The 24246-nt window shown below is 30.6% G+C and carries 22 protein-coding genes; all 22 read left to right on the top strand.

Annotated features, from left to right (window positions below; translation table 11 throughout):
• The first annotated feature begins 10 nt into the window (after positions 1-10).
• Entirely contained in the window at positions 11-1489 is a 1479-nt protein-coding gene (locus ACUSJC_RS04090) for a hypothetical protein (RefSeq protein WP_449268284.1), read from the top strand.
• A 568-nt stretch (positions 1490-2057) separates the two neighbouring features.
• Complete coding sequence (locus tag ACUSJC_RS04085) at positions 2058-2369, top strand: helix-turn-helix domain-containing protein (RefSeq protein ID WP_449268283.1); 312 nt, start codon at positions 2058-2060, stop codon at positions 2367-2369.
• 49 nt (positions 2370-2418) lie between these two features.
• On the top strand, positions 2419-3294 hold the full coding sequence (locus ACUSJC_RS04080; protein ID WP_449268282.1) for a transcriptional regulator: 876 nt from the start codon (positions 2419-2421) through the stop codon (positions 3292-3294).
• A 39-nt stretch (positions 3295-3333) separates the two neighbouring features.
• Positions 3334-3960 carry an ATPase gene (locus tag ACUSJC_RS04075; protein ID WP_449268281.1) on the top strand — a complete coding sequence of 209 codons (627 nt, stop codon included), beginning with the start codon at positions 3334-3336 and terminating at the stop codon, positions 3958-3960.
• 22 nt (positions 3961-3982) lie between these two features.
• Positions 3983-4648 (top strand): hypothetical protein, encoded by a 666-nt coding sequence (locus ACUSJC_RS04070; RefSeq protein ID WP_449268280.1) that lies wholly within the window; start codon positions 3983-3985, stop codon positions 4646-4648.
• A 341-nt stretch (positions 4649-4989) separates the two neighbouring features.
• Positions 4990-6018, top strand: a complete 1029-nt coding sequence (locus ACUSJC_RS04065) for a helix-turn-helix transcriptional regulator (protein ID WP_449268279.1) — start codon at positions 4990-4992, stop codon at positions 6016-6018.
• 61 nt (positions 6019-6079) lie between these two features.
• Positions 6080-8497: an N-6 DNA methylase gene (locus ACUSJC_RS04060; RefSeq protein ID WP_449268278.1), complete on the top strand. Its 2418-nt coding sequence runs from the start codon at positions 6080-6082 to the stop codon at positions 8495-8497.
• Between the two features lie 6 nt (positions 8498-8503).
• Entirely contained in the window at positions 8504-9667 is a 1164-nt protein-coding gene (locus ACUSJC_RS04055; RefSeq protein ID WP_449268277.1) for a hypothetical protein, read from the top strand.
• 53 nt (positions 9668-9720) lie between these two features.
• Entirely contained in the window at positions 9721-11274 is a 1554-nt protein-coding gene (locus ACUSJC_RS04050) for a type I restriction-modification system subunit M (RefSeq protein WP_449268276.1), read from the top strand.
• Positions 11274-12368, top strand: a complete 1095-nt coding sequence (locus ACUSJC_RS04045) for a restriction endonuclease subunit S (protein ID WP_449268275.1) — start codon at positions 11274-11276, stop codon at positions 12366-12368. Before ACUSJC_RS04050 ends, ACUSJC_RS04045 begins: the two co-directional genes overlap by 1 nt.
• A 20-nt stretch (positions 12369-12388) precedes the next feature.
• A complete protein-coding gene (locus ACUSJC_RS04040) occupies positions 12389-13726 on the top strand; it encodes a hypothetical protein (protein ID WP_449268274.1) in 1338 nt (445 codons plus the stop codon).
• Positions 13727-13889: 163 nt separating this feature from the next.
• Positions 13890-15551, top strand: coding sequence for a Fic family protein (locus tag ACUSJC_RS04035; RefSeq protein WP_449268273.1), 1662 nt, complete (start codon positions 13890-13892; stop codon positions 15549-15551).
• A gap of 33 nt (positions 15552-15584) precedes the next feature.
• Positions 15585-19037, top strand: coding sequence for a DEAD/DEAH box helicase family protein (locus tag ACUSJC_RS04030; RefSeq protein ID WP_449268272.1), 3453 nt, complete (start codon positions 15585-15587; stop codon positions 19035-19037).
• Positions 19038-19105: 68 nt separating this feature from the next.
• Positions 19106-19450: a hypothetical protein gene (locus ACUSJC_RS04025; protein ID WP_449268271.1), complete on the top strand. Its 345-nt coding sequence runs from the start codon at positions 19106-19108 to the stop codon at positions 19448-19450.
• Positions 19451-19643: 193 nt separating this feature from the next.
• A complete protein-coding gene (locus tag ACUSJC_RS04020; protein ID WP_449268270.1) occupies positions 19644-19934 on the top strand; it encodes a hypothetical protein in 291 nt (96 codons plus the stop codon).
• Positions 19921-20730 carry a hypothetical protein gene (locus tag ACUSJC_RS04015; RefSeq protein WP_449268269.1) on the top strand — a complete coding sequence of 270 codons (810 nt, stop codon included), beginning with the start codon at positions 19921-19923 and terminating at the stop codon, positions 20728-20730. The genes ACUSJC_RS04020 and ACUSJC_RS04015 overlap by 14 nt, the downstream gene beginning before the upstream one ends.
• A 15-nt stretch (positions 20731-20745) precedes the next feature.
• Positions 20746-21129, top strand: coding sequence for a hypothetical protein (locus ACUSJC_RS04010; protein ID WP_449268268.1), 384 nt, complete (start codon positions 20746-20748; stop codon positions 21127-21129).
• Between the two features lie 2 nt (positions 21130-21131).
• Positions 21132-21938 (top strand): hypothetical protein, encoded by an 807-nt coding sequence (locus ACUSJC_RS04005; RefSeq protein WP_449268267.1) that lies wholly within the window; start codon positions 21132-21134, stop codon positions 21936-21938.
• An 18-nt stretch (positions 21939-21956) separates the two neighbouring features.
• A complete protein-coding gene (locus tag ACUSJC_RS04000) occupies positions 21957-22457 on the top strand; it encodes a hypothetical protein (protein WP_449268266.1) in 501 nt (166 codons plus the stop codon).
• 4 nt (positions 22458-22461) lie between these two features.
• A complete protein-coding gene (locus ACUSJC_RS03995) occupies positions 22462-23061 on the top strand; it encodes a CHAP domain-containing protein (RefSeq protein ID WP_449268265.1) in 600 nt (199 codons plus the stop codon).
• Positions 23062-23363: 302 nt separating this feature from the next.
• Entirely contained in the window at positions 23364-23765 is a 402-nt protein-coding gene (locus tag ACUSJC_RS03990) for a hypothetical protein (RefSeq protein ID WP_449268264.1), read from the top strand.
• A 21-nt stretch (positions 23766-23786) separates the two neighbouring features.
• A partial coding sequence (locus tag ACUSJC_RS03985) for a hypothetical protein (protein ID WP_449268263.1) occupies positions 23787-24246 on the top strand: 460 nt, incomplete at its 3' end.

The raw sequence follows: 24246 nt of genomic DNA, 5'->3' as shown, positions 1-24246 counted from the left end.
TTTACAATTTATGAAGCATAAATATTTTCTTAAAAAGCTAGAATTAATTATTTCTGAAATTGAAAACCAATTAAGACGAAATGAGTATAAAACTGAAAAATACTTTAAAAATCATAAACTAAGTTTTACTTGGGTATATGAGTACGATTTTAATCCAAAAAGAAAATATTTCGAATCTCCAAAAATATACCATGCTTTGCATCCGTTTATTCATTCGAGGAAATTAAAAGATTCTATAAATGAAAATGAGGCACAGGAGATTATAGAACATTTTTATAAAAATAAAAAAGAGGCTGTTTCAAATATTCAGTTGTTTAAAGATGAAAAACAAAAAAAATATTATTTATTCTTCGAGGAACATAATCAATTAAATAAAGAAGAGGCTTTCTACTTATATTGCAGTCACAACTTATTTAAAGAATATAAAAACATTAAATTTTACATAAAACAGAAAGTATTTAGTTCTAAATCTAAAGAGCAATCAGAGCATTTTATCCAAAAATCGCAATATGCTCTAGAAAGTTTATCAGCAAAATTAATTAATGAAGTTAATCCAACATCTAATAATGACTTTTTAGAATTATCAAACAATTTAAATAATACTGAATGTCTGAAGATTGCCTATATTTATGTTGAAAAATTACTTCAATTTATTGAGGTTGAATATCAGGAATTCCTTAATGTAAATATCAAAGTACCATACAGAACCATTTTGTTTCATGAGAATAAAATGGCTCCGAAATTAGAAAAAGTCAAGTCTATTTTACTGAAATTGAATATAGATCAGGAGTTATTAAAAACAGCGTATCTCCCTATATTAAGATTTTCAACTCTTAGTATTCAAGATAAAATAACATACCAAGAGTTTAATTATTGTTGTGAATATATCAATGAATTAGAAGTATTTTGTAATAACAATTCAATTAATGAAATTGAAAAAAAACTACACTGGTGGCTGCTTAAATTAAACTACAATGATGTAAATTTCTTCTATTGGCTAACTAAAAAGATTAAAGCCGAAGTTAAAGCCGAAGATACAGAATCAAAAAAGATTAACGCCCTGTATAAATGTTTAAAATTTGTGAATCAAAACCAAATTCTAATATCTAACCGATATAACAATAAGATTCCAGATATAAAGCAACAAATTACACAATGGATTGAAGAAGAAATTGAATACCGTACAAAAAAAGTACTTTACAATTCAACAAACGAAAATATTCCCAATATTATCAATAACAAAGAAAAAATCCATGTAGGTTTATCTGTTGCCCAATTATCTTGGTTTGTCAATTTATTGGTACAATCTAATATAATCAAAACTAAAAATCAAAAAGACATTATTCGATTTGTTGCTGATAATTTTCAGACAGATAACCAAAAAGAAATTTCACCTACAAGTTTGTATTCTAAATATTACAATGTAGAATCTAGTACTAAAGAAACAATGAAATTAAAATTAATTGATTTATTAAACAGAACTAAGTAGTTTGTGTTTTTTTTATTTCTAGAATTTCGGTCAACAGATGATAGGTAAATCCCTCCATTTTATAAAATCCCTCATTTGGAATAAGTAATAATTCTTCGAATGTTAATATCGAATTAAGTATCATAAAGTGAATTAATTCCTTACTGGCATTAACTTGTTTCATCTATACTATTTATATTAAAACATAACATTATAAAACAACTGCGTGGGTCATCAGAATATCGGTAACAGAGGAACCGGCAAGCACCCACAGCACACAATAAACCAAGCCCACGCATTGCAAGGGCGAATAGTTTATTCGTTAGAGCTGTTTTTTGAAAATTTGCCGGTTTTCTGTTACTCTGAATAACTTTCGCTTTATATATCTTAGGAGGTTATACCTCAATTATTTTAACTTCACAAAGTTAGAAATAAAAATGGAATATATTCTATTTTATTATTTTCAACAACTTTTTTTATCACTACAATCCCTTTGTTTATAGGTGTTTTTTCGGGGTTATACAACCCTTGTAACTGGTTTGATAACTTGTAAATATTTCTATTTGTATAAATTTAAAAGATACATACAATGGCTATTCAAAATCAAAATCAGTTTAATTCTAATCCCAATAGAATTTACAGAGATCAATTACTAACAGTTGAAGATTTGAATCAATTTAGAACACAATTACTAAATGATATTAGAAATCTTCTCAACTCTAATCCTAATAACCTAAATCAATCTAAACAATGGTTAAAATCAAATGAAGTTTGCAAACTATTAGGAATTTCTCCCAATACGCTTAATAAATTTAGAATAAATGGAAGTCTTAAACCAAAAAAGATTGGACGTCTAGTTTACTATAACATGGAAGAAATTTCTAAAATGTTAAACCAATAATTTTCTACAAACGCATAAAACATATCGAAAAATACAAAACATTAAAGCAATGAACTATATAAAGCACCTTACTGCATTCTTTGATAAAATAATTCCAGACCAGGATCTTAACCCAACTCATATAAGTTTGTACATAGCACTCTTTCAAGCTTGGAACATAAATCGTTTCAAAAATCCAATAAGTATTACTCGAGATGAAATGATGCGAATAAGCAAAATAAGCTCTAAAGCAACATATCATAAATGCATGAGAGATTTAAATGAAAAACAATTAATAAAATACGAGCCTTCATATAATCCATATAGGGGTAGTTTGGTGGTGTTATTTGATTTTTCAGAAGTTCCAAAAAGAAGCAAAAAAAAAGACACACCTAGTAAAAAAAATTACCATGTTAATGAACAAGTAGTAAACAAGTATCAAACAAGTAATGAGACAAGTAGTGAACCTAGTACTGAACAAGCATTAGTACCTTCAATAAACTATATAAACAATACAAACAATTTAAACATAAAAAACGATTTAAACATAAACGCAAGCGAGCAAAATTTTGAAAATAAAATTGAAAAAAAATATTCAATTGAAAAAAGTATCATACCAAACGAAATTGAAGATGCTTCCAAACAAAAAAAGTTGCGCGAAAAAAATAAAGGTTTCAGTGAGCCAGACCTTCCAACAGTAAAAGAATATTTTGTCCTTCAAAATTTTCCAGAAATAGAAGCGCTTAAATTTTTCAATTACTTCTCTAGCATTGGGTGGTTAGTTGGAGGTAAATCTCCAATGACAAACTGGGAAGCTGCAGCTCAAAATTGGATGCTTAATGCAGCAGTATTTAACCAGGATAAATCTAACCAAAATCAAAACCTAAACAACAGGGCAAAACAATTAAACTCGGTAACAGATAAAAATTATGATGAACCGCTGTAAACGATTCCTAGTGTAAAATATTTTTTAAAAATATAAACCATGACAGAAAATACAAACAACCACTATAACTACAAGCAAATAATTGCTAGTTTAGAAAAAAAAGGGATAGAATTATACGGCAATCATTTCAAAATTTTAGAAGCCGATTATCCCATTATTTGCAGGCTAATTGCTTATTTCCTTCAAGATGAAATTTCATGTTATCAATACGGTATTGACCTCAACAAAGGCTTACTACTTTCTGGACCTATTGGTAGCGGCAAAACAACATTAATGAATTTAATGAAATTAATTGCAAAACCAGATAATAAGTTTTCTGTTAAACCTTGCAGAGAAATAAGCTTTGAATTTATTCAGGATGGCTACGAAGTAATTCATCGGTATTCAAAAGGAAAATTATACCAATCAGATACAAGAACCTATTGTTTTGACGACTTAGGAACAGAAAACAACCTCAAGTATTTTGGTAACGAATGTAATGTTATTGCAGAAATTATACTTTGTCGTTACGATTTATTCATAAACAAAAAACTAAAAACCCATATTACAACAAACCTTTCAGCATCAGAAATAGAAAAAAATTATGGAAACAGAATTAGAAGTAGGTTAAGAGAATTATGTAATCTAATTGCATTTGATAAAGCAACTCCTGATAAAAGAAAATAACATAAATTTAAAAGAGCTGAGCATGAACAAACAACTAAACACTCGCCAAATAAAAACCATCCAAAACTTCTGGACATGGTTTCAACAAAACGAACAAGCCATTTACCACGCCTACAAACTAGGAATAAATTCCGATGAGGTAATAGAAAACCTACATCGAAACCTCAACTATGTTTCAAGAAGAATCGTCATTTACATTTACATGCAAAACAATCAACCTAACAAATTTTGCATCTTATTTTCAGCTCACGGCTACCGTAAACTTTTCCCTAAAATCATAGCCTTAGGTGAAAATGCACCAAGATTAGATTACTTCACAGCTCACACATTTCTAAAACCGTTATGTGCCGAAAACAAAAACCAATTTTCGGATAAATTAATAGAAATGATAAAATCAATTTTAATCAAGTTAGAAGACTACAATACAGCAAGTAAAAAAATCATAGTAACGCTTTATATACCTGATAACATAACAGATGAAAACAAAGTATATTCAAAAAAATATGTAAAATCATTATTGCGTTTCACTCTGGGCGAAATAATTTTCAAAAAACACATAAAAGAAGTCCACTTCAAACCACTACCAAGAAACACAAACGGCTTACTTTCCCTCTACGAACTCCCAGAATTCATTGACTACCTAGCCAAAATCAACTACAGCAGAAAACTAAAAATCTTCTTCGAATGAGGAAAACCGTACAGATTCATGAAATTCTGTACGGTTTTCCGTATTACTTCGTATGCAAATTGTCTTTCCGCTTTTAGAAATCTACTGCGAAGTTAACTATCATCTTTGTCATTCACAGCTTGCTAGGAATCTCCTACCCAGTAGGCTCCCCACTTTTGTCATTCCGCCTATTAGGAATCTCCTACATCGTAGGCTTACTTTTAAGCGCAGCTTAAACTCCAACCTTAAACCTTAAACAAAAACCACCAAATACTACGAACAAATAAGATATTTAATATATTTTGTTGATAATTAATTCGATTTGTACGGTTTTCCACATTTACAAGAAAATGGAATTTTGTATGTTTGTAAATCTCTCTAATACTATTCCATTGGCAACCAACAAACATGCACAAATTCGATATAACACACTTGATAAGTGTTTTAGGAATCCAGGTAAAAGATTTGCTATTGAGGATTTAGTAGCTGCTTGTAATGAAGCTATTTACGAGTTTACAGGAAAAGAAGAAGGCATTAAGAAAAGACAATTGTATGACGATATTCGATTCATGGAAAGCGAACAAGGCTGGTCTATCGAACTGGAGAAAACAAAAGATGGCAGAAAAGTATATTATCGCTATGAAGATCCAAACTTTTCTATATCTAATAAACCTTTAAACGAAACAGAAGCTTTTCAATTAAAAGAAGCTTTACTTACTTTAAGTAGGTTCAAAGGAATGCCACAATACGATTGGATTGAGGAATTAGGCACACGATTAGATGCTGAATTCAAACTGAATAAAAACTCAGAAAAAGTAATGAGTTTTGAAGAAAATGAGTACTTAGAAGGAAAACCCTTTATCTCCGAGTTATACAACGCTATCATTTACAAAAAAGTAGTCGCAATTGAATACAAAACCTTTAAAAATGAAAACAGTATAACCTATGAGTTGAGCCCTTATCATTTGAAGCAATTCAACAAGCGTTGGTTTTTATTTGGTAAATCTCCCAACTTTGAAAGTCTTACCAACTTGGCTTTAGATAGAATTATTTCCATAATGGAAACCGATAAAAACTACGAAAACAGTAATATAGATTTCAATGAGTATTTTGAAGATATTGTGGGTGTAACAATTCCAGATGCTAAAGTTGAAACTATAAAAATTAAAATTGCAGAATCTTTAGTACCTTATATCAAAACAAAACCATTACATCCATCTCAAGCTTATAAGTTTGAAGATAATGTACATCGAGTAATTATAAAAGTAATACCTAATTATGAATTAGAATCATTATTACTTTCCTATGGTGAAAGTTTACAGGTTTTAGAACCTGCTTCGTTTGTTGAAAAAATGAAAAGTAGAATTGAAAAAATGAACAATAATTATTAATGCAGATGTAGTGCACTAATTAAAAATACATTTGCAAAGTAATTAGTTAAACAAATTTTTTATGCCAGAAATAATATATTCAAATCCATTGGATGTAATATCATCAAAAGTCTATGGTATTTTTGATGCTTTTAGAAGTAATTCCAAATTGAACACTATTGATGATTCATTTCAAATAGTTCTTCTTTTAATATCATTATACAAAGATGGTGTAATTAATGAAAGTTCATTTACTAATGATTTTGATGTTCAAGAATTAAAATCACTTATTCATAATTCAAGTTTAAATTTACAAACTAAGGAAGGATATATTAAAATAGTCGAAGCACTTAGCTCTTCACTGGCTATGCTATTTAGTCAACCCTTAAATTATTTTTCTTTCCTGTTTTTTCAATTGGATAGAAAAGATCTAATTAATAATTTCAGTGGGTTATTTGATTCAATTTTACATAAATTTTTTGATTCAATAGGCAAATACTCAGGGGAGTTTTTATTTCCGGATGAAATCTCAAAGCTAATGTTAAATATTGCCAAATTAAATGATAATGCAACTATTTACAATCCATTTGCTGGACCAGCTACTTTTGGAATTTTATCTAGTGTAGAAAATCGATATATTGGACAAGAAATAAATATTAAAATTCAAATTATTGGAATGCTTAGGTTATTAGCAACAAATTCCAACAATTTAAAATCATTAATGGTTGGTGATTCCATTTTTAAATGGAATCCAACTAACGAAAAATTTGATTTAATTATTTCATCTCCACCTTTTAACATGTCTTTACCTGAAAAAATTCTAGGTAAATGGGGAACTCATGTAAAAGTTGAAAGTTTCTTTATTGAAAAATCTTTAGAATCAATTAATAATAACGGAAAAGTTGTTATGATTATTCCAGAAGGTTTTTTAACTAATAAATCTAATACTTTTTCAAATTTAAGAAGTGAGCTGGTGCAAAATGATTTATTAGAAATGGTTATTTCATTACCTAGTGGTATCTTCAAAAACACGGCTATAAGAACCTCTATTTTAGTTCTTAACAAAGCTAAAATTCATAACGGATTTGTAAGGTTTGTAAAATCTGATAATTTCATAAAATCTCAAAACAGAACTAAAATTTTAGATTGGGAAGGTTTAGTGAATGAACTAAACAAATTTGAATCTTCATCAGTTAAAACAATAAGCAATTCAGAAATTATTATAAACGATAATTTATTGAATGTTAATCGTTATTTCTTAGAACAGATTCAAAACGGTGTAAAGTTAAATGAGATTTTAATTTCTCATAATGGAATCAAAATTTCAGATGTTTTTGAATCTAGAGTAGTTAATATAAAAGACATTAAGGGTATTAATGTTAATATTGATGAACTAGAAATTAAAAAAGAATACAATAAAACATTCTTCAGAAAGATTGAAATGTCGTGCTTACTTATAGCGCCAAGCTCAAATTATTTAAAAGCTTCATGGTTTGAATATACTGGTGAGCCTATCATTGTAAAGCACAACATTAAGGCTTTTAAAGTTGATCAAAATAAAATTGATATCACTTATTTAATTCAACAATTGAATGAAGATTATGTGAAAAAACAATTGAATGCATTTACGATGGGTAGTGTTATGCCTTTAATCAATGTAGATGATATTCTTAAATTGGAAATTAGTTTACCTTCTCTGGTAGAGCAAAAGGATTGGGTAAATAAAAAGTTTTTAAAATCATTAGATTTTGAAAAGGATAAAGTCTCTTTAATTAGAAAACAATTTAATGAGGAATTAGGTTCTAAACAGCATAACATAAGACAACATTTAAAAAATGTCAAAGATTCCTTGGATGTATTAGTTACCTTCATGGACAAGAATAATGGCGTTCTTAAAAAAGATGATATTATTAATCCTTTGAGAGGTATAACTGTTTTAAAAAGGATTGAAAGTCTTCAAGCAAGTTTAAGCAATGTGATATTTGAGGTTAATAACCTAACTAATGAAAGTAATTTTAGTAATACAGAAAAGATTGATTTAATTCAAATCATTAATGAAACTATTGAAGAACACGTAACTTCTAATTACGAAATTGATTTTAAACCAGATGAGTTGATATTTCAAGAGATTAAAAACTTTAAATATGAAATTGAATTCTCAAAAAGAGATTTCAAAGAGCTAATCAATAATGTAATTGAAAATGCAGTAAATCATGGATTTATTGATAAAGCAAAGCAATATAAGTTATCGATATACTTACGAGTGGAAGATGATAAAATTGTACTCCAAATGGTGAATAATGGGCTTCCATTTCCAAAAGATGTTTCAAAATCATTTGGGATTAAAGGATTTAAAGCTGGTAAAACAGGTAACAAAGGAATTGGGGTTTGGAAAATTATTCAAACTGTATTGCATTTTGGTCATGAATATTCTGTAATTGATGAACCAAATGCTGAATTTCCAGCAGGTTGGATTTTTAAGTTTAACATAAATAATTAGTTTTCGATGTATAGAGTACTTTGGTTAGAAGATGAAATTGAAAAAGTTGAAGCTTTTTTTGATGTTGCTTATGCAGAAGGTATTGAATTGGATCATGTAGAAACTCTTACAGAATTCAAACATAAAATTGAAAGCAAACCAAAATACCATTATGATGCGGTTATTTTGGACGCTCTTGGTGTCAATGAATCAAAAAACGAAGCAGCTTCGTTGAATGTACTTTACAATGCTATTTTATATCTAGCATATCATCGAGAAAAAGAAGTTTTACCATTTTTTGTTCTTTCAGGTTATTTAGGTAATGAAGAACACAATAATGTTAGAAGTATGATAGGTGAAGAATTAATTTTCATTAAAACTAATGATGAAGCTAAATTAATTCAAGCTCTAAAAAAGGCATGTGATACCAAGTATATTGAGTCATTAAAACATAAATACAAAGATATTGTAGCCTGTTTTGATGATAGCTTTTTAGGTAATGATAATTATGAAAGAATGATTAATTTATTAACCTATTTGGATACTAATAAAACTGAAGATAATGCAGAAGATAGAATTAATTCAATCAGGCAAATGCTAGAGAGAATGTTTAGTAAATTGACAGATCTAAACATTATACCGAAAGAAATAAAAGATAATAAAGGCTGGATAAATGGGTGTAGTTTATTTCTTTCAAATAAGCATAAAGATTTTCAACATCTCGCTATTTTTATCGATCCATTGGTCGCATTTAATCTATATCATTTGCTACAAGTCCTTCAAGATGCCTCTCATGATGATGATAACTTGAAATTAAAAACCGTTCAATATTTAAAAGGATTAAAAAACGATTATTTATACAAAAGTTGTATTTACTCGTTTTTTGATATCATTGTTTGGTTTAAAAACTTTATAGAGAAAAATCAAAATCCTGAAGAAAACTTGAATCTTTGGGAAAAAGTTGGAAATTTTACAGAAGATTCTGAAAAATGGATTGAGGGTGTCTTAAAAGAAATTCAACCAAATGGTTATGGAACATTTCAACCAAATGATGGCTCAAAAACCTTAGGGATTCATCCAATTGAAATGGAAAAAAATAAATATCCTATTGGTTGTAAACTTAAAATTATCACTCAACCAAGTCCAGATGGAACAAAAACGCACATCAAATCGATAATTAAGGTAGATTAACGCACCTCCACTGCACACATAAACCATAACTTTACAAAACAAATTTACATCCCATGATAACAGGCGAATTAAAATCTCAAATAGACAAAATCTGGAACGATTTCTGGACTGGTGGAATTTCAAACCCATTAACCGTAATCGAACAATTTACATACCTTATCTTCTTAAAACAATTAGACGATAAACAAATCCTGATTGAGAAAGAAATTGCAATGCTTGGAGGCACAATTAAAAAGCCTATTTACACCGAAAGCCAAAAAGAACTACGTTGGAGTTACTTCAAAGACAAAGATCCGGAAGTAATGTTTGATTTATTCCGTAAACCACAACGTCATTTGAACGACTTAACCGCTTTCGATTTTATGAAAACATTAGGTGCCGATGGAGGTAAGTTTACCGAATACATCAAAGGAGCAACTTTTATGATTGACACCCCTAAGTTGTTAGACAAAGTCGTGCAACAAATTGACAAATTACCTTTGAACAATCGTGATACGAAAGGGGATTTATACGAATACATGTTGGGTAAAATTGCGGAAGCAGGTACTAACGGACAATTCCGTACACCGCGCCATATCATCCGCATGATGGTGGAACTAACCCAACCCAAAGCAGACGATACCATTTGCGACCCATCATTAGGTACAGCAGGTTTCCTAGTAGCGGCTGGACAATACTTTCACGACAAACAAAACGATTTGTTCCTGGATAAAGACTTCCGTGAGCATTACAATACAAACATGTTTAACGGACTGGAAATTGACCCTTCCATGATGCGTATTGCTTCCATGAACTTGCAATTGCACGGTATCGAATCACCGCAATTAGTAGGCGGTTCTGCCTTAGCGGAAAGCAACACCATTAACGGAAAATATTCGTTAGTATTAGCTAATCCTCCTTTTAAAGGGGCTTTAGATTATGATGAGGTAGAAAGTAGTTTACTGCAAATTACCAAAACCAAAAAAACAGAATTATTGTTCTTATCACTGATTTTACGCATGTTAAAATTAGGCGGTAGAGCAGCTGTAATTGTACCCGATGGTGTATTATTCGGAAGCTCAGGCGCACACAAAAACATTCGTAAAGAATTGGTAGAAAACCAACAATTACAAGGGGTAATTTCGTTACCAAGTGGCGTATTTAAACCGTATGCTGGAGTAAGTACGGCCATTTTATTATTCACTAAAACCAACTCAGGAGGCACCGATAACGTTTGGTTCTACGACATGCAAGCCGATGGTTTTAGCTTAGACGACAAACGCAACGCGTTAATTTCAGAAGAACAATTAGAAGAAATGTTTCACAATCCGGAACAAGTAGCCAACGAAGTAGCAGGCAAATGCGATATTCCGTTTATACTCAACGATTGGAAAACTGCACACTCAGAACTGAACACTGAACACTTTAAAGACAGAACAAAAAAATCCTTCCTAGTACCTAAAGCCGTCATCGTAGCCAACGACTACGACCTCAGCATTAACCGCTACAAAGAAGTGGTATATGAAGAAGTTCAATACGAAAAACCAAGTACTTTAATTCAAGACATTAAAGCCTTACAAGCGGATAATGCCAAAAAATTGTTGGACTTAGAAAAAATGTTAGGGTAATGGAAAATAGTTTGATTCAAAATATTAATAATCTTAGAAATTTACCAAAAGATTGGGAAGTTTTAGATTATGATGATGTTATTATTGATGTTTCGGCTGGAAATATGAAAACTCAAAAAAGTGATTTCTTAAATTCTGGAAAAATTGCCGTTGTAGATCAAGGAAAAGAATTAATAGCTGGATATACAAATAATGAAAACACAATTGTAAAGTCTAACAATCCTTATATAGTTTTTGGTGACCATACAAGAATCATCAAATATATCGATTTTAAATTTGCGATGGGTGCTGATGGAACAAAAGTTTTAAAAGCTAAATCAGACAAGAAAGCAGTTGAAAAGTATATTTATTATTTTTTCAAAACATTAAATATTCCTGAAACTGGATACAATAGACATTATAAATATTTAAAAAAATCTTTAATCCCCCTCCCTCCCCTCGCCACCCAACAAAAAATAGCCACTATTTTAGACCAAGCCGATGCCCTCATACAAAACAACCGTGCCATTGTACAAAAATACGATGCCCTAACACAAAGCTTGTTTTTGGATATGTTTGGTGATCCGGTGAAGAATGAGAAGGGGTGGGAAGTTGTTAATTTTGAACAAGTTTTGAGTTTAAAAAGAGGATATGATTTGCCAATTAAAGAAAGAAATGAAAATGGGAATATTCCAGTTTTTGGTTCGAATGGTATTTTAGGTTTTCATAATATTTCTAAAAGAAATGAACCATGTTTAATTACAGGACGTTCAGGTTCTATTGGATTTGTTCATAAAGTTGATGTTCCATGTTGGCCATTAAATACAACTTTATATTCATATTTAACAAACAATAATAATATAGTTTATTTGGAATATTTGCTAAGAAATTTCAAAATAGAAAGATTTTCTCATGGTGCCGGTGTTCCTACTTTGGATAGAAAGCTTGTTCATAAAGAAAATATTATTAATGTAAATATTACCCTCCAAAACCAATTCGCAGAACGCGTAGCGCTTATAGAAGCCCAAAAACAACAAGCGCAGTTGGAGTTGGCAAAAAGTGAGGAGTTGTTTGCTAGTTTGTTACAAAGAGCGTTTAAAGGGGAGTTAGTTTAATCGTAATTTAAGGCATCAATATGGAAACACAATCTATCAAAAGCATTAAAGAATACAGGGATAAGATTAAAGAGAAGTTAGCAACAATCAACACGTCTCAATTTTCTAATAAAAATTACGGTAACGAAAATGAATATACTGGCAAAAGTATTTACTTAGGTCTTGATGCTTTATTAGTTGATATTTCCTATTTTATTAAAGCTCATAATATTTTTATACAAGTTTCAACATTAGATGAAAGAAATGAGATTATAAAAGATTTAAATCATATATTTTCTTATTTGGAAACACCATCAAATTTGGTACATTATATTGATAATTTAAAAGTTAAACTGAGAAAATTTAATATTCGTAACAGCATCGAAAGGTGGGAATTATTTCATGATGTTAATAAACAACTCTTAGAACAATGTGATGAATTCAATGAAGCATTGGACTTTATAAACAAAATCAAAGAAAAGGCAACAAATTCAAATACCATAGTTTCTGAAAAATTAGATGCCATAAATAAAAAATTCGAAGAGCTTGAAGAAAAAATAGAGGAAGTAGATGAGGTAAAAATCGATATTGAGGAAAATTCCGAAAAGCTAAAAGGAATAAATACTTCTCTAGAAAAAATAAAAGAAGATGCGAATGATAAATTAGAAACAATAGTTGAAAGTTATAATTCTGTGATGTCAAATGAAAAAGTCATTGATAATTTCGCTCTTAAAGTTCAGGAAAGAGATAAACGTTTAAGTCAATTAGAACAATTAACAGAGGAAAATAAACTGAAACTTTTAGAATATGAACAAGAAAGAAGTAAAATTCTAGAAGAAGCTAACAATCTTATTGAAGATGCAAAAAAAGCATTAAACTATTCTACAGCTTCAGGACTAAGTGAATCTTTCCAAACTCAACATTTAGAAGCTGGTAAATGGTGGAAAAGCATTTTTTGGATATCAGGTGCCGTTGTGTTTATTTTAATAGCAATTGGATTAGGTATTTGGATAGCATCAGATGAAACTGATAAAATTCATTTAATAATTGGAAGAATAGCATTAATACCTTTACCAATTGTTGCAGCAGTATTTTGCGCTAATCAATATGTAAAACAAAAAAATATTATTGAAGATTATGCCTATAAAATGGTTTTAGCAAAGTCTATAGTAGGTTTCTCTGAGCAACTTAAAAAGGATCCTTCAGAGGACAAAGGAGAATATATACATTACATTAAAGTTGCATTAGAAGAAATCCATAAAGACCCATTAAGAAAGAGAGTAATTAAAACAGATTCCAATAATTCCAAAATTGAAAATCTAGGAGTCAAAGATGTGCTCGAGGTTGCAGAACGTATTGTAAAATTAGGTAAAGAATAATTACAACATTTTTTCGTGAAATAAAGCTGAAAATGTTTATAAAAATGTAGATATTAGATTTGTTAATTAATGTAGCTTTGTAAGAGATCAAAGCACTGATAACAAGATAATGACTCAAAAAGGAAAAATGAATAAAACTTGGTTTTCATTAATTTAAATAACAATGGCATTACCAATAAACATAAACGATTTAGTAAACGGTCAATCAATAGAATGGGAAAGATTAGAGTTCAAACAAGGTTGGAACCCTGAAGAAATCGTTCATACTATGTGCGCTTTTGCTAATGATATTAACAATTGGGGTGGTGGTTATATTATTGTGGGTATTACTGAAAACGAGGGCAGACCGGTATTACCGCCCACTGGTTTGGCTCCAGAAAACTTAGATAAAATTCAAGGTGAAGTTTTAGGTTTAGCTTACCAAATGTTACCCAATTATTTTCCACTAATGCAGCCTTATGTATTACAAGAAAAGCATATTTTAGTCTTGTGGTGTCCAGCTGGTGATAATCGCCCATATACTGCTCCTAGTACGCAAGGAAAAGGAGCACAACGCTTTCCATACATCCGTTTCGGTTCTCGAAGTATTATCGCAAAGGATGATAACTTACGTCGTTTACAAGAACTCACAGCACGAATTCCTTTTGATGACAGAATAAACGGAAAAGCGAAAATAGAAGATTTAGATTTAGGATTAATCCAAGCATTTCTTCAGGAAGTAAAAAGTGACTTATACGAAGAAAGCAAAAGGATTCCATTTACAGATTTATGCCTCAATATGAAAATTGTCAATGGCCCTAAAGAAGCTTTACGCCCTTTAAATGTTGGCGTGTTGTTTTTTTCTCGTAATCCTGAAATGTTCATAGACCGTGCATGGATAGAATTGGTAATTCATAAAGACGAATCAGGTAAAAATTTTTCCGAAAAATATTTCAAAGGACCTATTCATCACCAATTAAGAGCGGTTTTAGATTTTTTTAAAAACAATGTAATAGAGGAAAAGATTGAAAAAGTAACATACAAAGCCGAAGCAAATCGCTATTTCAATTTTCCATATGAGGCAATTGAAGAAGCTTTGTCTAATGCAGTGTATCATAAAAGTTATGAAATGGATAAGCCAATCGAAATTCAAATTTGGCCAAATAAAATCGAAATTCTTAGTTTTCCAGGTCCCGTTCCTCCAGTAGATGCACAAATATTAAAACAAAATAAACGGATAGTAGCTCGCGATTACCGAAACCGTAGAATTGGCGATTTACTCAAAGAGTTACATCTTACAGAAGGTCGCGGTACAGGTTTTCCAACTATTAGAAACGCCATGAAGGAAAACAATTCTCCTGAACCCATTTTTGAAACAGATGACCAAAGTACGTATTTCTTAACGCTTTTATCTGCAAATGAAGAAAAAACGACCAACACAGGTGCAGTTCCTTTTTCCAATTTAGCGGAGCTTAGTTCCTTTTTTAATACCTTAAGTAACCAAGCTAGTAACCAAGCTCAGTCCAATAATGATAAGGATTTTAATATTTTTAGTCAATGGAGTAACCAAGCTAGTAACCAAGCTATAGAAATTATGGAGAAAGAGCTCCATGACAAAGTAATAGTTATTTTTAACATCCTAAGTGAACCAAAGAAGAGAGCAGAAATATTAGAAAGTTTAGGTTTAACTAACCAAACCAAAAATAGAGAAAAATACTTAGACCCATTACTTAATTTAGGATGGGTAGAAATGACGATTCCCGATAAACCAACACATAAAGATCAAAAATACAAACGCAGTAACCAAGCAGAAATACTTTACAAATTGCTATCTGGTACAAAATAATACAGTATTTTTGATTCAAATAGTTCAGTTGTTATGAATAGTAACTTTCATTTTCTTCAAAAAGAATTTTCTGATATCTACAAAGAAATTGTAGAAGCAGAAAAGCATACCTTCACAGCACCGCGTTATGCGGCTTTGTTGTGCAGAAGTACATTAGAAAAAGCCATTTTTTGGTTGTATCAAAACGATGAAGATTTGGAATTGCCTTATGATACCAAATTAGGGGCCTTATTGCATAACGATAGTTTCAAATCCATACTCAAACCAAGTATGCTTATGGAGTTGGATATTGTTCGTTTGTATGGTAACAATGCAGCACATGGAAAAAATATTAGAGCATTAGAAGCACTTCAATCATTAAAAAACTCCTTTCGCTTCCTATCTTGGTTAAGTAAATACTACAGCCAAGAAAATCCTGAAATTGCTGATTTTGATGAACGCCATATACCTTACGGTGATGTGGCTGATAAGACTAAAAAAGAATTACAAGTACTAACAGAACAGTTTGATAAAGAACGCGAGCAGGCGAATAAGTTAGCTAAAAAGCAAGCAGTATTAGCAGAGGAAAATGAAAAGTTAAAACAACAACTCGAAGCCCAATTACAAATTATAGCTTCCCGAAAAGAAGAAAGAAGTACTTCATATAAAAATCAAGAAGTCGTTCCAGAATTAACATCTGAATACGAAACACGTATAGTCCTAATAGATTTATTGTTAAAAGAGGCAGGTTGGAAAAAACTTAGGCAAGGTGTTGAAATTGAATACGAAGTTTCAGGTATGCCAGTATCGACTAACCGAACAGGTATAGGTTATGTAGATTATGTCTTATGGGATGATAATGGTAAACCTTTAGCGGTCATTGAAGCAAAAAGTACCATACACGATGCCAAAAAAGGAAAGCATCAAGCTACTTTATATGCCGATTGTCTAGAACAAAAAACAGGTCAACGCCCTATTATTTTCTATACAAATGGATATGAAACGTATTTATGGGATGATACTTTTTATCCTGAACGTCAAGTACAAGGTTTCTACACCAAAGAGGAATTACAAGTACAAATGAAGAGACGTTTTGAACGTTTAGATGTAAGAAACTTTTCGGTTAATACAAACATAGCAGGTAGAGCGTATCAACTAGAAGCTATCAAACGGGTAGCAGAAACTCTAGTAATCACAAAAGATAATAAACTAAAAGGCAGAAATCGAAAAGCGTTATTAGTTATGGCAACAGGTAGTGGTAAAACAAGAACCGCTGCAGCTATGGTGGAGATGTTTACCAAATGCAATTGGGCTAAGAGAGTCTTATTTTTAGCAGATAGAAATGCATTAGTAACGCAAGCTAAAAACGCCTTCAAAGAGCATTTACCTCATCTTAGCGCAATCGATTTAACCAGGGAAAAAGAAGATAACAATACTAGATTAGTTTTTTCTACTTATCCAACCATAATGAACAAAATTGACAACCTAAAAACTAAAGAGGAACGTTTTTATGGCATAGGTCATTTTGATGTGATAATTATTGATGAAGCACACCGCTCAGTATATCAAAAATACCAAGCCATTTTCGATTATTTCGATGCCATTTTAATAGGCTTAACGGCAACACCAAAAAAAGATTTAGACCGAAATACATATCATTTATTTCAAATTGAAGACGATAACCCAACATTTGCTTATGAGCTAAACCAAGCAGTGGAAGCTAAATTTTTAGTACCACCTAAAGCGTTCAAAATTCCTCTAAAATTTCCACGCAAAGGTGTAAAATATTCCGAACTAAGTGAGCGTGATAAAGTACGCTTTGAAGAACTCTTTGGAATAAAAGGAGATGATTCTGATACAGGTATTCCTGAAATTGCTAAAAGTAAAGTGAATTCCTTCTTGTTTAACGAAGACACTGTTGATAAAGTGTTAGATTACCTAATGCAAAATGGTCAAAAAATTGAAAGCGGTGATAAATTAGGAAAGACCATCATTTTTGCAAAAAATCATCAACATGCTATTTTTATAGAAGAACGTTTTAATAAAAATTATCCAGAATACGGAGGCAAATTTCTTAGAGTAATTGATAATTACGAAGATAAAGCACAAGATTTACTAGAGCGTTTTTGTTTTGATAAAGGTGATGAAAAAGATCCTCAAATTGCCGTTTCAGTAGATATGATGGATACCGGTGTGGATGCGCCTAGAGTATTAAACTTGGTATTCTTCAAAGAAGTAAAATCATATGCTAAATATTGGCAAATGATTGGAAGAGGAACACGTTTATGTCCAAATATATTTGGTCCAGGTAAGGACAAAGAATTCTTTTTAATCTTTGACATTTGTGGAAACTTTGAGTTTTTTGAAGATTTCCCTGATGGATATAACCCTACCGTTGCAAAGCCATTACACCAATTATTGTTTGAAGCGCAATTAGATATTATAGTAAGTATTCAGAACAATCCAGAAGCTTCTGAAAAAGATGATGAGGTAGCTGAAGGATACAAACAAAGTCTATTTGAAAAAATCAATCAATTAGATACGAATCGTTTCGAAGTAAAAAAACATTTACGCTATGTAAATAAGTATAAGAATTTAGAAAATTGGAATACAATAAACCAAAGTGATGTATTAGACATACAGCAAAATTTATCACATTTAGTTGCTTATACAGAAGATACTGATGAATTAGCCAAGCGTTTTGATTTAATTGTGTATCAATTAGAATTGGCAATTTTACAGCAAAGTAAAAAACAGGTACGTTATATTGAGAATATTCATAATATTGCGAATTTGTTGTTTACCAAAAGAAATATTCCCGCAGTAGCCAGCAAAATGACAACGATTAATGCGGTTATAGCAGATGAATTTTGGCAAAATATTTCATTACATCAATTAGAAAAAACAAGAGAGGAACTTCGCAATTTAATTCAGTTTCTAAAAGACGAAAACAAGGAGAAGCCGATTTATTCTGATTTCACTGATGATCTGCCACATGGCGAAGTGCAAGAAAAAGATATTCTTATAGGATACACAAATTTACAAAGCTATAAAGACCGTGTAGAATCTTTCATTAGAAAAAATAAAAACCATTTGGTAATAGACAAACTGTATAAAAATGTTCCAGTAACAACTAAAGAACTTGAGCTTTTAGAAGAATTTCTTATGCAAGAAGCGGAAAGTAAAGACCGTCTATTCACGGAATATGAGGAACAACCTTTAGGTAAGTTTGTTAGAAAGATAATTGGATTAGACATTGAAGCAGCTCAAAAGCATTTTGCAACCTTTATTCAAAAAGCAAATCTAAACGCAAATCAAATTACTTTCATTCAAAAAATCATCGATTATTTGAACAAAAACGGAGTTCTTGATAAAACCATGTTGACACAAGCACCTTTTAATGACCAAGATGACAATGGTATTATTGGTATTTTTCCAGAAGAAGATAAACTAGTTAAAGTTATTCAATTAATTGAAGAGATAAATCATAATGCAGGTATAGGTTAAAGAAAACTAATGCAGCTCTGTTGCACACATCGGTTTTAAATTTGTAAAAGAATTTTAAACTAATCAGTATGTCAAACTTCAATCTAATAAAATCATTTCTTTACGATGTCAACGATTACGTAAGTTTTAAACTTTTAAAAGTACGTATGATTGCCAATGATGAAGGAACTTGTTTTGCTCAGTTAATAAAGGAACAAGGCTATTACAAGTACCTATTAACATGGCATGTCGATGGTAAATACATAGGTGACTATGTGAAAGTTTTTGAACCAACAGAGGAAAATATTAAAATTTTCAATGAGGGATGTAAAATCCTAGCCGAAAGATTAGAAATTTACATTACAACTAACGATGAAGCTAAAGTACCTTTGTATCCTCCAGCTTTCGGAGAGTTAACACACGTACTTAAATAAATTTGCATATCTCATTTTTTTTCTTTAATTATGTACCCAGCATCCAGATAGCCTTCGGGCTAGCCAACCGATCAACTCACGACACGGTGGCTTAGTATGCGGAACAGTCGTTCAAATGTGTTGAGAAACCACAATTCTTTTACCGTTTTGATGCGACATAACAACTTTTGTTTAATTTTTAATTTGTTATGTTATGCTAAATTATGCAGTAGTACAAAGCCAATGGAAAACAAATTTCCATTCCCTTTCTGATGAAGAACTCATCGAAGTATTCAATCAGGAAACCCAAAAAAAAGGCTGGACAACAGCTAGAACTTATTTGTTGAAATCGTGTATTTCGGAAATGTTGGAACGGAAATGGAACCTCAATTCATTCGTTGAATTCAACCAAAACGGCACATTAAAATCCGTATCATTACAAAATCCAATTCAATTAGTAAATCAAACCGTTATCTTAAAATCGCATCAAAATGAAAACAACTAATATCCACTTCATCAGCTTACATCACAATCCAGTTCATAACAATACGTACAAAGAATATAAAATCTTTGGTGCGCAACACGTCATCATCCAAAAAACAAACGTAAGTCTTAGCGATATTGCGTTTGACAAAACACATCCTGTATTTTTAGAAATACAACACGACCAACTCACCACACTTTTAGATTGGACCAATTGTAAACCATACGAAATCTGGTATTTCAACGAAAAGTTGGAATTTACAGGAAAAGCTTTCAGTATCGGAGAGGCTTCAGGTAGTTTTATCATCCAAACACAAGCAAAATATATTTTGCTATGGAATACGGAACTAAATACCAAAACAAGTGAGTATTTAGCCAATTTCCGTTGCTCGTATTTCGAATGGCAAGAAACCGCCGAACACCAATTCACTAGTCAAAATTTTCCCACCCATTATGGTAGATTTCCTTATGTGATTATCAAACAGGAAAATTCACCTTGTTTTTCACAAATTCCAGTGCATATCAATCCCGTTTCCATTGCATTACCAGGTATTTCGATTGTTATAAATGCAGAAGTAGAAATGACAGCTGAGGAAATAGAACAAATCATGGTAGAGCATGTCACTTTGGTACAACAAAAAGAAAGTGAAAAACAAAATAGAAACGTAAAAGTGGCTTTAGTCATTAATGCAAACAAAGCCTACTATTTTGAACAAGATAAAGAACCAACACTAAATAGTATTCCTTCGGGTGGTGTTCTCTTGGATGTAGAAGGAAATATTATAGCAAAAAATACTGAGCATTACAACCAACTGTAAAAAGCATATAAACATATGGCAACAGGAATAGAAGAAAAAATTGATATGGCTCCAGAACTTCTGGAGCAAATCAACACCCAAGAGGAGAAACAAGTAATTGTGCATGCAACAGCAATAGGAATACCAAACTTTCATACCATTCGTGTATGGCCAACCATTTACTTGATTCCGAAAGGGACTTCGCATAAATGCAAATTACTACATCACTTCAATATCGTAATGTATCCCAAATGGCAACCTATTGGACCAACAGGCCAACATAGTTTTACCTTATTGTTTGAAGGCTTACCTGCCGATTGTACCACTTTTGATATTGTAGAAATTATTGATGAAGAAGGAGCATTTGAGTACAGAAACATGCCAAGAAACGAATCTGATGTGTATCATGTAACATTTTAAGTATGAACTGCGAGTATTTAGCATATAAACCAAAAGAAGTCACACCAGGTATTTGGTTACCTGAAGATGGTATTGATTATCATTCAAAATACACTTCTGTAAAAAAATACAACCCAGAAGGGTTACTATTTTATGAAATTAAAAATGGTTATGAAGAAAAAACAACCTTTATGGATTTATTGCCAATAGCATTGTACAAACATAACATGTTCAGTAATTTGGTAGAAAAAACATCCTATCATTATGAAGTTGGAGGTGTTTTGAAAAGACGAACTTACATTTCATATTCAGACAATTTTGAAGTAGAACACATAAAAGAAGAATACTTCTATGAAAATAACAGCACCATTTGTTTACATTATGCATTTGACAAACCTTCATATTATGATAAAACAACGCTTCTAAAAGACAAAAAAATAGTGGAATATTGGAAAGAAGACAAACGCCCTTACCAAAGATATGAATACTATTATGATAATGACAAACTAATGACTTTGGTTGAGGTTGAATTACCATCTAAACGAATTAAACAATTTTGGGAACACAAATACGATAGTAATGGAAATTGTATCGAGATGCAACGTTTTAATTATAAAAAAGAACCAGAGCATTGTTGGATGTATTTTTTCGACGAATACAACAACTGTATCAAAGAACAAATGGTGTTCGGTACTTCAAAAAGATTAGTTGAGAATATCAATTTCATACATGAATATGACGATGATGGGAATTGGAACAGAAAAGTAATTTATAAAAATGGTAATATTCAATATTTCGTTGATAATAAAACAAACCTACTCATCAAATAAAAAAACAAACATTTTATAATGAAAACTATTTACATTTTAATAGCACTAGTAATTCATGTAATAACTTTTGCACAAGACGACAATCCTATTTTTGGAGCGGTTCAAGTAACCTACAGCAGTCATAACAACAAAGAAGATAGTTATTATTCTTATGAGAATGAGAGGTATTTACTTTGGGAAGAGTCCAATGGGAATATTGATTTTGCTAATGTAATTTTAGTTCAAAACTCACACAGTATGGGCAGTGTAACGAATATTAAAGTTGATATGGTAAACCAATTCTATACGATTTATTATTTTGATTGGAACTATTCTAATAGCTATAATGAAGTAAAAGGAGTGGCTAATGTTAAATTTGAAATACATAAAAAAAAAGGAGTGGAAGAATATGACCAAGCTGTTGTTGCTATTACAGACTCAAAGGGATTAAACACTTTGTACAAAGGAAATTTAGTGTATTACAAAAATGAATTCATATTCCATTATAATTTTAAAAAGGCAATTGATAATCAAAAATAATAATATGAAAATAAATAGAATTTTAAGTGCTGCAGTCATTGCTGTGATGTGTTTAGCTATAGTATTAATGTTAAAATGTATTACAAAAAAATACATTTTAAACCAACCTAAAGTTGGAAAAAAAATAGACAGTTTCAATAACATTCCAGTCTATTACAACGGCAGTACAGCTACCAATTTAGGAAGAAATCGTAGCGCAGATGGCTATAATTACGGACTTAAATACCAATGCGTAGAATTTGTGAAACGGTACTATTACGACCACTTGAATCACAAAATGCCAAATACGTTCGGTCACGCAAAAGATTTTTATAATCCAAATCTGAAGGACAATGAACCCAATCTCGACAGGAATTTGGTTCAGTTTTCCAATCCAGGTATTACTAAACCAAAAATCAATGACATTCTCATTTTTGACGCTAATAGTTTTAATCCTTACGGTCACGTAGCCATTGTTTCCAAAGTATCGGAAGATGAAATCGAAATCATCCAACAGAATCCAGGACGTTTTGGAAGTTCAAGAGAAACCATTGATTTGATACAAGTAAATAACAAATGGGAATTAGACAAGGCGTCTATTTTAGGTTGGTTACGAAAAAATTAAAAAAAAAGAACTAACACAAACCCCATATTGTTTTTTTAACTAGCGCTGCAATTTATCAAGAAAGTGTAATTAGTCCATTTGTTAATGTCAATGGTTTCTTGAAAATCTAGGATGGTATTTCAATTCGTTTTTTTTGGTTTTATCGGTTCCTTCGAATGCACAATCCGTTTACACCAAAACAGATCTTGATAGGGTAGAAGGAATTAATTTATTTAATACTGAAGATATAACTGAAGTTATGGTTAGTCTGTTAGTAGATGAATTTTTATTTTACTTATTTCTAATTTTAAAAATAATTAATAATGACAATTGCACAGTATAATAAGCTTACTAGAAGAGAGCAGTTTGAATACCATATAAAAAAACAGTTAAATGATATTTGTTTTGAAAATGACAAAGGAGAAATAATTAATTTAAAAACAGATTCTAAAACAATTTTCCAAGAACTAAATAAAATTGGGATTGAAACTGAAAATAAAACAATAGATGAATTATTTGATATTTTAGTTTTAAAAAGCAATAATTTAAAGGATTATTACAATCCAGATTTTCAAGAAACAAACAATAAGTTTTTGTTTTTTAGAAAACATATTTCTTTTTTAGTATTATATCTTGTAAATAATGACGTCAAAAAACTTCCAGAAAAATATAAGAACGAAATTAAGTTGTTTAGTGAATATTTAGACTTTATTTTAAATGATTAGTAACATATTTTAAATAAAAAGATGATAAATTATAATTTTAAAGAGAAAGTGTTTTGGCATGAATTTGGTCACATTTCAATTTGTTTATTGGCAGAGTTAGAAATTAATTATCTAAAAATTTATAGAGAAAACGATTCAATTTGGCTAGGTTCTGTTGATGTTAAATATAATTTATCAAATGAAGAATTATCGACATTAAATAATCTAAATCATTTTTGCTACAATATTTTTAATTATTTTGCTGGAAGTATTTTTGAATCAATATTTTTAAATAAATATAAGGGATTAAATATTAAAGCTTATGATAGGTTTAAAATTTATCGTGGTGTTCGATATTCTGATTTTTATTTTTATAGCAATAAATTGATTGCTTTTAAAAGGTTTAATAACCTATACATAGAAGATATTTGTTTTGTGTTTTTTTTAAAATTAGAAAATATTTTTAATGATGATAAGTTTATCCATAAATTTAATATTTTAA

It is taken from the genome of Flavobacterium sp. U410 (genome assembly GCF_053570605.1).
Note: the sequence above shows the minus strand (reverse complement) of the source record. Positions and strands in the feature narration are given on the sequence as shown.